The organism is Latilactobacillus fragifolii (genome assembly GCF_905332535.1).
Taxonomy (GTDB): Bacteria; Bacillota; Bacilli; order Lactobacillales; family Lactobacillaceae; genus Latilactobacillus; species Latilactobacillus fragifolii.
On record NZ_CAJOCF010000001.1, the window covers coordinates 353,213 to 366,677 of the forward strand.

6 protein-coding genes are annotated in these 13,465 nt (G+C 43.7%); 3 read left to right on the forward strand and 3 right to left on the reverse strand.

Features of this window, described 5'->3' with window-relative positions; genetic code table 11:
- Positions 1-9: 9 nt before the first annotated feature.
- From J7Q78_RS01730 to mvk, 3 genes are read right to left on the reverse strand one after another with little or no spacing between them, the layout of a single operon-like run.
- Positions 10-1,080 (reverse strand): phosphomevalonate kinase, encoded by a 1,071-nt coding sequence (locus tag J7Q78_RS01730; RefSeq protein ID WP_154242271.1) that lies wholly within the window; start codon positions 1,078-1,080, stop codon positions 10-12.
- 36 nt (positions 1,081-1,116) lie between these two features.
- A complete protein-coding gene (mvaD, locus tag J7Q78_RS01735) occupies positions 1,117-2,091 on the reverse strand; it encodes a diphosphomevalonate decarboxylase (protein WP_208422758.1) in 975 nt (324 codons plus the stop codon).
- A gap of 30 nt (positions 2,092-2,121) precedes the next feature.
- On the reverse strand, positions 2,122-3,060 hold the full coding sequence (mvk, locus tag J7Q78_RS01740) for a mevalonate kinase (protein WP_208422757.1): 939 nt from the start codon (positions 3,058-3,060) through the stop codon (positions 2,122-2,124).
- A 198-nt stretch (positions 3,061-3,258) separates the two neighbouring features.
- Here mvk and J7Q78_RS01745 point away from each other — a divergent pair, with 198 nt between their 5' ends.
- From J7Q78_RS01745 to J7Q78_RS01755, 3 genes are all read left to right on the forward strand, one after another.
- Positions 3,259-6,789 carry a PD-(D/E)XK nuclease family protein gene (locus tag J7Q78_RS01745; protein ID WP_208422756.1) on the forward strand — a complete coding sequence of 1,177 codons (3,531 nt, stop codon included), beginning with the start codon at positions 3,259-3,261 and terminating at the stop codon, positions 6,787-6,789.
- A 1-nt stretch (position 6,790) separates the two neighbouring features.
- Positions 6,791-10,507, forward strand: a complete 3,717-nt coding sequence (addA, locus tag J7Q78_RS01750) for a helicase-exonuclease AddAB subunit AddA (RefSeq protein WP_208422755.1) — start codon at positions 6,791-6,793, stop codon at positions 10,505-10,507.
- 64 nt (positions 10,508-10,571) lie between these two features.
- Positions 10,572-13,409: a helicase C-terminal domain-containing protein gene (locus J7Q78_RS01755; RefSeq protein WP_208422754.1), complete on the forward strand. Its 2,838-nt coding sequence runs from the start codon at positions 10,572-10,574 to the stop codon at positions 13,407-13,409.
- Positions 13,410-13,465 lie beyond the last annotated feature (56 nt).

Below are 13,465 nucleotides of genomic sequence, written 5' to 3' on the forward strand. Positions count from 1 at the left end.
GATAAGCTCCTAATCTACGAGGTGAACTGCTAGGTTCAATCGTTCAATTTGATTGGCCCGCCATTGTTCAAAGAGGGCCTCTGTTTTAATGGCGCGATCAATAATGACAATCCCACAATCACCGCCGCCAGCGCCCGATGTTTTGGCGGCACCGCCGATTGCTTCAGCTAATGCCCCCATTTTTTGTAAAATAGGCGTTTCAATAGCGACCTGACTGAAGTGAGCGAGATCTTTTAAAATCGCCCGATTATGTCTTAATTCTGTTTGAATTTGGGCTAAATCATTGCGGCGGAAACCTTCTATCATTGCTTCTAAGCACGCTTTGCTAGCAGCCAGGAAGTTTTGATAAGCAGCTTGCTGTTCTGTTTTGGCGAGCGCAATTTTATCCACCAGGTGTGAAGTCGAAGCGGGCGAACCCGTCCAACCAATCAAGAGCGATAACTCAGCCGGTGGTGTTAGCAATTCGATTGAAAGGCTAGGCCAAGGCATCTCGAGCAACTGTTTTAGACTAACAGTTGGCCGAATATCAGCAAGCCATTGTTTATCAAATGACCGATAGGCAATCCAGCCTCCAAAAACACTAGCCGCAATGTCCCCAAGAGACCCATTGCCTTGCACATCTAAATGCGCGATAGCAGCGAGTTTATACAATTGATCGTTTGATAATGATAATTCATAAAAGGCGCACAGGGCCTTAACGGTTGCGACAGTTACGGCGGCCGAACTGCCTAAGCCATATTTTTTACCGTCAGCAGAGTCTAAATCACTATTCACCCGTAAGTGGTAGACGCGCAGTGTCTTACCCGCTTGACGTGCATATTGTTCCGTTAAACGAATCGCGGACAAAATATAATGGAAGGGATTATCACGGTTATCAAAAACCATTTCATCACCTTGTCGTTGCCAATAAAGGGAATTTTCTTGGTATTGTTTTGATACAATACTCCCATATTCATGACTCTCTTCAATCGTAACTGTCACAAATTGATTCAAAGCCACGATAATAGCCGGAAAACCTGTTTCTACTACTGCGTATTCGCCAGCAATATATAGTTTTCCGGGCGCTTTAGCCGTTATCAAACCATCAGAACCTTTCACGTTTAACTTAAATTTGTATTATCGATAACTGACACCAGGTCCTGGTTTAGCAACAAGGAGTTGTTCAGGACTGAAATAGGGCGCAAGCGCCGCTAAAATCTGTGGTGTTTCTCGGCTGGTACAGATGACCTTCACGTTAGGACCAGCATCCATAGTATAATAGCAAGAAACACCCTGTTGGCGCAAGGTCTGGACGATTTTAATTGCTTGTAGCGTTTCTGGTTCAAAATAGGTGAAAGGTGGGACAGCACTAAGGGTTGTCGCATGCATTTGCATGGCACTTTGTTCTGCTAATTGACCGACTAAATTTATATCTTTCTTAACGATTGCGGCTTTCATTTCTGGAATTGCGGCTTGAGCAGTTTCCACCCATGCTGGGTAGTAAGGTGACGTCGCAACTGTCTTGGCCATCCCATCACGGCTGGCGATGGCTTTTTGACGGTCATTCAAAACAATTGCAATCATCTGAATGTCCCAATCCACAGTTTCTTGAACCGGAACGGCGTACGAATCCCAATCATGATGTCCACGTTGCCATTCAACGAAACCACCATAAATCGAGCGGGTAGCAGAGCCAGAACCACGGCGGGCTAATCTAGAAAGATCCCGATCGTTAAGTTCAAGCCCCGCAGCACGGCTCCCTGCAGCAGCTAAGGCAGCATAACCAGAAGCAGATGAGGCTAATCCCGCGGCATTAGGGACGTGATTGATGGTTGTCACAGCAGCAAATAAAGGCAGGTGCGCTTGTTTCCGAATTAAATCGAGAAACTGACTCATCTGCGTGCTTGTTTTATCATCCGCAGGGGCCCCATTAAAGGTAATTTGGTCGGCAGTCAAATCGGTTGAAAAACGAACCGTTGTATCCGTATAAAAATGATCTAAAGTCATTGACAAACTACTGTTATACGGAAGGATAAGGGCTGAATCGCGCTTACCCCAATATTTAATCAGCGCAATATTCGTATGTGCTCTGGCTGTAACTGATTGTCCCATAGTGATAGCTCCTAATCATTAGTGTTTTTGTTAAAGTGCATGTAGCGGTTGAATCCAAGTTTTAATTGCCCCTGCTGCTGATAGAGCTTGTGCCAAATGCTCCGCAGCACTTTGCGTAGCGGCTAAGGCGATGATGCAGCCACCGCGGCCACCACCAGTTAACTTTGTCCCCAAACTACCGTTTTGATTAGCCACATCAATCAAATGATCGACACGGGCATTGCTAACACCGAGTGCCCGTAAATCAAGTTGCGCAAGACTAAGGTTAGTGCCAAGGGCCGTTAATTCGTTTTGCGCGATGTTTGTTGCGACTTGTTGGGTTAATTGGCCCAAATGATCAATCAAGGGTTGAGTTTGTTCCGGGTTAGACATCATTTGATTCTGAACGCTTTTGACGGCGGCACCGGTTTGTCCCTTTTGCCCGCTATCAGCGATGACAAGATAGCCTTTTAAATTAATTGGAAGTGGTTGAAGGGGCTGCCCTTTTACAAACCATAATGGGGTAGTAGCCCCAGTCGTGGCCGCATCAATGCCACTTGGATTGCCATGGATTAAATTTTCGGAAAACGCAGCTAGCTTTAGCAGCCGTTTTTGACTGAGCTCTTGGTGGTAGGTCGCAAATAATGCCCGAATAATGGCGACTGCGGTTGCGGCTGAAGAGCCCATCCCGCGTTCGGGCGGTAAATCACTTTCAATCATTAATTCAAAGGGGGTTAAATTCGGATCTAACAAGTGCCATAACTGTTCAATCAACCGGCGAATGCCTTGCATCTGACCGACCGCTTGTTCTAGAGGACCATTATAATAGGTACTCTTAATCTGTGGTGTCTGGAGCGTTGGATCGAGTGTTACGGTTACTTGCGCTTGGACCGCAAAAATGGGGAGGGCAATCGCAGGTTGTCCATAAACGACCGCATGTTCCCCAATTAAAATAATTTTCGCATGACTTTGGCCAACACCAGTCTGCATACAATCACCCTTAATCTCTTTTTCTGACTTGAAGATACCCTTACTACTATACTGCAAAACAAAAATGACCGCCACATAAATCAAATTGGGTACAGGTTAATCGGTTTGGCATCATTCCCGCCATTTACCGACTCACCGGATTTTATCCCAACCACTTGCTGATCTATGGTAAAATGACGCCAAAGGAGTGTGGGCACCATGAGTTTAAAATTTATCATTGGGACGGCTAGTTATGACCATCATCAAACGCTAGTTAAGCAACTGCAAACAGACCTTAAGGGCACCAATACGGACCGCTTTTTTTATTTGGTCCCTAACCACATTAAATTCGAATCTGAAGTTGCACTTTTAAACGACTTAAAAACGCCTGAGAGTGAGTATGTCGCAACCTCGCGAGTACAAGTCTTCTCATTTAGTCGACTGGCTTGGTATTTCATGAAAAATACCCCGTACTACCAGATTCCCCGAATTTCAACGGCTGGCTTAAACATCCTCGTGTACCGGCTTTTGCAAGAACATGCCGAAGAACTCAGCTTGTTCGGTGGGGAAGTCAACCAAACCGGCTTCGTCGCCCAATTAACAAGTCAACTACTGGAACTTAAAGTAGGCTGTATTACACCAGACGATCTAACCCAGATTGCAGCACAACTGGCACCAGAAGAAGTCGAATTGGCCACTAAGTTACGCGAATTAACCATTATTGCCAAGGCGTTTGAAGCGGCCATGCAAAAGCAGTTCATTGAAAATACAACGTTAATCGATGCGCTAACCGCTTTTTTAAAGCAACAGGACTTACACGATTGTCACTTCTATATCGAGGGTTTTGCCCAATTTACTGCTCAAGAACAAGCGTTAGTCACGATCTTAATGCAACAGGCTAGTTTAACTGTGGCGTTAATTACCGATCGTGTCGACTATCAACGACCACCGGAAAAACTCAGTCTCTTTTATCAAGCGGGACGTACGTACTATCAATTGTATCAACAGGCTAAGCAAAATCACGTTCCCATTATGACTGATCAAATTGCAACCAGCCAGCGTGTCTCACCAACGCTGCTAGCACTTGATCAGTACTGGGTTGCTTCTGAAAACCACGGTAAGCTTCCAACCACACCGGCAATCGATGCGACCCAACTTCAAGTGATTGGTGCCGAAAACCGTTATACCGAACTACGCTATGTTGCCCGTGAGATTCGTCGTTTAGTCCAAACCGGCAATTATCGCTATCGGGATTTCTTGGTTATGACCCGGCATTTAGCCCCCTATGAAACGATGATTGCTCCCATTTTTACCGAATACGAAGTGCCGTACTTCTGTGATTTACCTAAAACAATGGCGGCCCATCCACTCGTTGCGATGTTAGCCGCGCTGTTTGATGTAAAAGAGCACTATTACCGCTATGAAGACGTCATGGCGCTTTTAAAGACTGAACTTTTAATACCAGATGACTATCAATCGGTCGCTGAATTCCGCACTGATCTGGACTTGTGTGAAAATCTGATTTTAAAAAGTGGATATGAAGGGCATGATTGGCTAAGTGCAACTGATTGGCAATATTATCGTTTTGGCTCCTTCCAAGAGGGGGTTCGAACAACAGAAGATGAGGCGCTTACCAGCCGGATTAATCGCATCCGACGTTATGTCCAGACCGTCTTACCCCCGTTTTATCAACGCCTAGACAGTGCTAAAACAGGACGCGATGCCGCTAAAGTTCTCTATCAATTCTTAATCGAACAAGGTGTTGACCGCCAATTGTTAAATTGGCGGGATCAAGCATTAGCAGCCAATCAAATTGCCTTAGCCGGCCAACCGGAACAGACATGGCAAACGTTTATGACGATGTTGGATGAATACGTGACATTATTGGGGGACCATCCCTTTGAACTAAAAGGCTTTTGGGATTTATTAGCAGCCGGGTTTGATACGGCCCAATACGCGCAAATTCCGTCAACCCTTGACCAAGTTGTTTTATCTGAATCGGGGATGGTTCAGACTAAACACCATAAAATCACCTTTATGATTGGCGCTACTGATCAAGTAATGCCTGATCAGATTGAAACCACTGCCTTATTATCAGACCATGATCGGCAACGACTGATGGATCGATTCCACTCAGAACAATTTTTAACAGATCCAAGTGCTAGTCAGGTCAGTTTTGAACCTTATTTGAACTACTTGGCCTTTTTAAGTAGTACTGAAGGCCTGTACTTCACTTACCCGTTGAATAATGGCGAAGGTGTTAGCTTCACCATATCACCCTACGTGGAACGGATTCAAAAGGCATTTCATCTAACCGAACAACGGATACTAGCAGAAGTCAATCCAACGAGCATTGCCCCAATTACGGGTTCATGGCGCAGCCTATTAAGTGATTTGATTCAAGTGGCACGGCAAGCTCAGGCGACGCAAACGATGATTCCTGACCGATGGCTAACGGTTTATCGTTTATTGCAACAATTTCCTGCTAGTCGTTATTTAACCAATCAACTGCTTCAAAGTCTGGCATATCATAACCAGCCTGTTGCATTAACAAGTGAGATTGTTACAGGGTTATATGGAAATGAAATTCACACATCAATTTCGAAATTAGAAGAATTTTATCAAAACCAGTACGCTTATTTCTTAAAATACGGTTTAAAACTGAATGAGCGCCCCGTTTTTGAACTAACACCTGCTAATACTGGTGATTTCTATCACCAGGTCTTAGATCAATTTATCAAGATGCTGCAGATTCAACGTTTAATCTTACCCGAGTTGGACAATCAACAAATTGATGCATTGACTGATGAAATCTTGCAAAAGGCATATGAACAACCAGAGTTTAAGATTCTCAATAAGTCTGCGCGGATGGGCTACATTCGTTACCAATTAAGTCAAACGATTAAACGTGTGAGCCGAACATTACGCGATCAAAGTCAACGAACGAACTTAAAACCTATAGCAACTGAAGTCTTATTCGGTCAAGTTGGTGCCCAACAAGGATTAGCGGGGCTCGAGTTCACGCTTCCTAATCAACGTCGGATCAAGGTGCGGGGGAAAATTGATCGCATTGACCAATTGACATTGAACGACCAAGCTTATCTCGGAATTGTTGATTACAAATCAAGTCAACACAGCTTTAATTTTCGTGATGCATACTACGGCTTAGCACTGCAAATGCTGACCTATCTGGAAACCGTTCTGCAAGATCAAGCGGCAATTTTACCGGATCAAAACAAGGTGAAACCAGCAGGGGCTTTTTATCTCCATCTGCAAAATCCGACAATGTCCTTAAAGCAACTTAATAAACAAAAACTCGCTCAACTGCAAAAAGGCGAACTTGATCAACTATTACTTGATCAATTTAAATATGATGGCTTGATTCTAAATGATGAGACCTTACTTGAAAATTTGGATACCGCTTTAGAAAGTGGTTATTCACCGTTGTTTAACTTTAATCGCTCAAAAAGTGGGGCTTTCAAGTCGAAACAACTGGTCACTTTCGATGAGTTACAGCAATTAATTGCCCATAATGATCAACTAATTAAAGCGGCAGGAGAAGCGATTTTTGCAGGGGAAAATGCGCTAAATCCGATTATGCGTCCCGATCGCACTAACGCACTAACGATGTCGCCATATAAAGCGATTTTTCAATTCGATGCCATGTTACCAGAAAATAATTACCGTCAGTTAAGCGCCCTTGATAATCAGTCCGTCTTAGCTAAAATCATGAACGAGGAGGGAAATTGACATGAGTGAACGTCAATTTACACCATCGCAACAAGCAGCCGTTGAACACGCGGGACACGATATTCTTGTTTCCGCTTCAGCTGGCTCTGGGAAGACGACCGTCTTAGTGGAACGGGTCATTCAAAAAATCTTATCCGGCACTGATGTTGATTCACTACTAGTCGTGACCTTCACCGAAGCAGCCGCATCGGAAATGCGGCAACGTATTCAAACAGCCCTCCGTAAAAAAGCAAGTGAAGCAACCGACAAAACAGTGCAACGGCGTTTACGACAGCAACTTAGTTTAGTCCCTACCGCACAAATTAGTACCTTGCACGCATTTTGCTTACAAGTCATTAAGCATTTCTACTACGTCATTAAGCTTGATCCTGCATTTCGGTTACTAAGCGATTCGGCGGAACGGCTTTTGTTAGAAGATCAAGTTTGGCAACGGGTTCGCGAAGAACATTACCAGTCAAACGACGCTTTATTTTATGACTTAGCCCAAAATTTTTCGAATGATCGCAACGATGATGGTCTAACCAACATTGTTTTTGAACTATTTAACTTTTCCGGCGCTAATCCCAACCCTGATGCTTGGTTGGCCTCCTTAACCGCGCCTTATGAGGTCCCTGAGACCGGCTTAACAACCAGTACTTATTTCAAAGCAACCATCTTACCAAAGTTAAAAGCGACCTTGGCAACTTGCTTGAAAGACTTGGCACTGGCTAACGAACTCAGTCAAACGAATGAAAAATTTGCGGTGTACTTACCAACCATCGCAACGGCGCAAGCAACACTAAGCGCCATTCAAGCCAATGCGGATACTTTAAGCTGGGCACAATGGCGTACGCAATTGACCGATGCGCAATTAGGACCTGCTAAACGGACTAAAAAATTAGAACCCAGTGAACAATATGATAAGGATCGGATTAAAAACGCCCTCGATAACGTTAAAGGGGCCCTAAACGAGCTTTTGACAACCTATTTTGTCTTTGACGAAGTTCAAACGAGCCAGATTCAACGACAAGCAGGTGAGTTGGTTGGTAAATTAGTGACGGTTACCCGTGATTTCAAACAAGCCTTCCAAGCTGAGAAGAAGCGCCGCCATTTATTAGATTTTGGCGATTTAGAACACTTTTGTCTAAATATTTTGGCTGGCGAGTCACCAGAATCAAAAGCAGCACGGACGTTCTATCAGAATAAATTTAGTGAAATCTTGGTTGATGAATATCAAGATACGAACCAATTACAAGAAACCATCATTCAAACCATTGCTAGTCAAGAACCACGCAATGTCTTTATGGTGGGGGATGTTAAACAATCCATCTATGCCTTTCGGTTAGCCGATCCGAGTTTATTCCTTGGGAAGTATGATCAGTTTGCTAAATCAGATAATGATAGTGAACGGATTATTCTTGCAGAAAACTTCCGATCACGACGCAATATCGATGATTTCGTCAACTTAATTTTCAAACAAATTATGGACCGCCAATTAGGGCAGCTCGATTATGATCATAATGCTGAGTTGCAATATGGCGCGACTTATTATCCAGATGACAAACCAACGCAGCCAACTGAATTACTCATCTATGAGGCCAAACCCGCCGATGAAGAATCAGCTGGTAACCTTGACAAAGTAGAAGGCCAGGTTGCGTCAGTTGCCCAACGGATTAAACGGATGATTGATAATCAAGAAACGATTTGGGACCGTGATACTAAAGAAATCCGACCCATTCGCTATCAAGATATTGTTTTATTGACACCAACCCGCAATAATAATTTAATCATCCTTGATTATTTTCAACGGTTTGGGTTACCGATTGTCATCAGCGACGCGCAGAATTATTTCCAAACAACGGAAATTCAAATTATGTTATCTTTCTTGAAAATTATCGATAATCCTAACCAGGATATTCCACTTGTCAGCGTGCTCCGGTCGCCAATTGTCGGCATGAACGAAAATGAGCTCGCATTAATCCGAATTAACGATAAGACGGATGACTATTACCAAGCCGTTTTCAATTACCTTGACCAGTTCGAAGCACAAAAATCTGGACATTTAGGCCAGCAAGTCTTCGAAAAATTAACGCACTTCCAAACGCTATTAAGTGAATTGCGGGCCATTGCGCGTCAACGCCCACTCGTTGATTTAATTTGGACAATTTATCAAAAGACCGGCTTTTTAGATTATGCGGGAGGGATGCCGGCTGGTCGCCAACGCCAAGCAAACCTGCATGCCCTTTATGAACGAGCTGCGACTTATGAAGCAAATGGGTTTAAGGGGCTCTTTCAATTCATCCAATTTATTGAACGTTTACAAAAGCAAGATAAAGATTTAGCACAACCAACAAGTCTCAGTAATCAAGATGCCATTTCTGTAATGACGATCCATGGGAGTAAAGGATTGGAATTTCCCGTGGTCTTTTTGATGGATGCCAATCATCAATTTAATGAACAAGATTTGCGTCAAAATTACGTTCTTGATGATCAATCGGGACTCGGGATTGTTTATTTAGATGCGAAAAACCGGTTAAAGATTCCAACCCTGCCAGAATTAGCGATTACAACCCAAAAACGCCAAAAATTACGGGCGGAAGAAATGCGGAAACTCTATGTTGCTTTAACGCGCGCCGAGCAGCGATTAATTATTGCCGGCAGTTGTGATAGCCAAGCGAAGCTACTAGCAACTTGGCAAAAAGGACAGCAAAATCCTAATCTGCTGTTAGACACGGCTGTTCGTCAAGCTAGTATGAACTTACTGGATTGGCTTGGCTTGAGTTTAATTCGTCATCCGCAAGCCCGTAATTGGACCGATGAAGCGACTTTCTTCTTACCACTTAGCGACGATCCAACTGAATTTAATTTAACATTCACAAGTGAAGCACGTCTCGGAGAACTACCGGCTGCTTTACATCATGATCAAGATTGGGGGCATCAACAACAAGTAGCACTTAAAGCAGTCGATCTGACAACTGATTTAGCCAACGGGCTTCAAGACCAATTAACGTTCAGTTATCCGGCAAAAGGATCCACTGAAACGACAGCTTATCAGTCAGTTTCGGAAGTGAAACGACTCTTTGAAGATCCGGATAATGATCAGTTAGGGCAATTGCGTTTTAACGCGGATACCCCGCAACAAACCCATCGCTACGTGACTGATGAATTACCACAACCCCAATTCATGCAAACTGTCCAAAAAGCTCGTCCAGCCGAAATTGGAACGGCGACGCATTTGGTCTTGCAAGAAATCGATTTAACTCAACCAGTAACGACTGATCGGATTCAAAGAGTCATCGACCGGCTTGTCTTACAAAAGAGTCTTGCGGCTAACGTTGCCCAACAGATTAAAGTTACTGCAATCATGACTTTCTTTGAAAGTGAATTGGGGCAACAACTCTTAGCTGAGCCAACCCAAGTTAAACGGGAAGTACCATTTTCACTTTTGTTACCGGCTGCATCCTTATTCACCGGCTTACGCCCAGAAGATCAAGATAACGTCTTAATCCATGGGATTATGGATGGCTATTTAATCACGGATAGCGACTGCATTTTGTTCGACTACAAGACTGATTTTGTGAACCCCACCGACCCAGAAGCGGCTATTGCGGCCATTAAAGCCCGCTATATAGGTCAGATTAACCTGTATAGTGCCGCGCTAAGTCAAATCGCTAACCGGCCGGTAACCGCTAAATATCTCTATTTATTGTCGATTGGACAACTAGTCGCGATTAACTAGACTGGTTTCTGCGCGTCATTCATAGTATGATTGATATAATAATGAGTAAAGTATTGGTGACAGCATGAACCAAGAGACAATTTACGCCGTCGTTGATTTAGAAACGACCGGCACAAACATTAAAGAAGGGGACCGGATTATTCAATTCGGCTGCGCCCTCATTCAAAATGGCAAAATTATCCAGACAATTTCCCAAGATATCAATCCGCTACGCGACGTACCGACTAAAATTCAACACTTGACGCATATTACTGCTGATCAACTCGAATTGGCACCTATTTTCGAAGATTTAGCCCCTACGTTAGTTGAACTTTTATCCGGAACGGTTTTCGTGGCCCATAATATTAATTTTGATTTACCATTTTTAAATGGTGAATTAGAACGCGTCGGTCAAAAGCCGCTTGATTTACCCGGTATCGATACCGTTGAACTAGCACAGATTGTGTTACCAGAAGCGCCAAGCTATCGATTACAAGATTTGACGCAGTTACTCGCTATCGAACATGACAACCCCCATCAAGCTGACAGCGACGCCTTGGTAACCGCTAAATTATTCTTAAAATTAATTGCGCGGCTGAAGTCGTTGCCGTTAGTCACCCTTGAACGTCTTAGTGCCTTAGGGGCGGGCTTGTTGCGCCAAACAGGTGATTTTTTCACAGCAATCGCCGATCAGATGCGCGCCCAATCTAGACCGCTTTCCAATAATCTCTTGATTCGCGAAAATATTGCCCTTCGAAAACCAGCAGAGGAAACCTTTGAAATCTATCTGGGGGCTAATTTTGCGGCTGATTATCCGGTAACAGAAGCTGATAAGAAACGGTTATTAAACCCTCACTTAAAATGGCGTAAAGCACAAGCCACAATGATGGATATGATTCACGATAACTTCGAATCCGATACACCTGAACCGTTATTAATTGAAGCGGCCACCGGATTAGGAAAAACCATTGGGTATTTACTACCTTATAGTTATCGGATGACACCTAAGCACAAACTAGTGGTTGCGACGTCGACGACATTACTGCAAGATCAAATTTTAACGCAAGCCAGACCGCTTCTCGAGAAATTAGTCGGTCGCCAAATTAAGGCTGAAGTCGTGAAGAGTCCGCGTCACTATTTAGATTTGCATCGCTTTGAATTATCACTTCGCTTACCACATAAAAATCGGATGGTACGGTTACTCCAAATGAAAATCTTGGTTTGGTTAACCCAAACGACGACGGGGGATTTGGATGAACTTAATTTAACCAGTTATCAAACACCATTTTTCAATAATGTGCAACACCGCGGGTTAGCGAGTCTACAACCACAAGCACCGTTTTATCACGATGACTTTTTGCGCCGGCTCCATAAACGCCAGCAACAAGCTGAATTACTCGTGACCAACCACGCTTATTTAGCCGAACATGCTACTGATTACCAAACCTGGGGGCAACGGCCATACTTAGTCTTAGATGAAGCGCAAAACATGATTTTCAATGTTCAAAAAATTGCGCAACAAGCGTGGTCGCTTTCACGGTGGCAACTCTGGTCACAAAAAGGCTTACAATATACAAATCCGGAACAGACCAATAATAATTTAGCCCGGCTTTTCCCGCAAAAATCACCGCAAGCCCGTTCATTACGGTTAGTGCATAAAAACTTAACCAAGTTGGGCCAAACCATGGGTGATTTAGAAACGTACTTAACAACAGCGTTTGAATTACCACAACCAGAAGCTCAGCAAGTATTTAGCGAACGTTATTTGAACCCTGATGAAGTAGTTCAATTTGTCACTGCTTGCCATAATCAGTTTGACCGGTTGAACCGCCAACTACTAACCATTCAAGAGCACTTCCTCGCGTTGCGTTACTGGCTTGAACAACGACTTGAACAATATACAGAGGGCGATCTGGGAATTTGGCAATCATTTGAAAATGAAATTAACCTGTTATTAGCCGATGTTGAAACGTACCAACGTTTTGAGCAATTATTTATTGCCACTAAACCACAGGAACAACATGCGTTAATGATTCAGATGACCCAGCCTAAACAAGCCAGCCAATTATCCCAGTTCAAGCTTCAATGGCAATTACTTTCAGCTGGTCCGCAAATGCAACAGATTCTCGCGCACTTTGAACCGGTCACCTTGACTGGCGCAACACTTGCGGTTAATGGGCACTTCGATTATTTAAAACGGGAACTCGGTTTTACAGAGACGCAACCATTAATCACTAAAAAATTACGCAGTCCGTTCCGCTTTAAGCAACAGGCGCGCTTTTTTATCGCTGAAGATGGTCCTAGTCAAAAGACTTTATTACCCAATGAGTACCCCCAAGCAGTTGCTGAACAGCTTTTAACATTATTAGTTGATAATCCGCATCAAGCTTTAGTGCTCTTTAATGCTAATCAAGCGTTGGAGCAAGTTTATTATGCGCTCAGCCGAGCTGGTTTATCTCTCGATCGAGAAATTCTCGCCCAAGGGATTACCGGTAGTGCCGAAAAAATCACCAAACGCTTTATGCTTGGTCACGATTCAATCTTATTGGCAACCAACAGTTTCATATCGGGAGTTGATTTTCCGGAATCGGCGTTGGAATTAGTAATCCTTGTTCAACTACCATTTGATGCGCCCAATGCCTTGCAGACACGGATTCGTTACGCCCAACTTTCTGCCCAAGGGATTAATCCATTTAAGTCAGAGGCTTTGCCCAAGGCAACAATTAAACTGCGGCAAGCATTTGGGCGCTTAATCAGAACTCAAAACGATCGCGGTATCTTCATTTGTTTAGATCCGCGGTTATTATCGACCCAATATGGGCAACAAATGCGCCGCGCATTGCCGGCAAGTTTGCCCCAAAGAGCAGCGGCGGTCAAAACAATCCGCGAATTAACCGACTTGTTTTGGTTAAATTCCCACTAAGATTCGGTTTTAACCGCCGATAATCGTTATTTTTTGCTATAATAAGGCTTATTCAA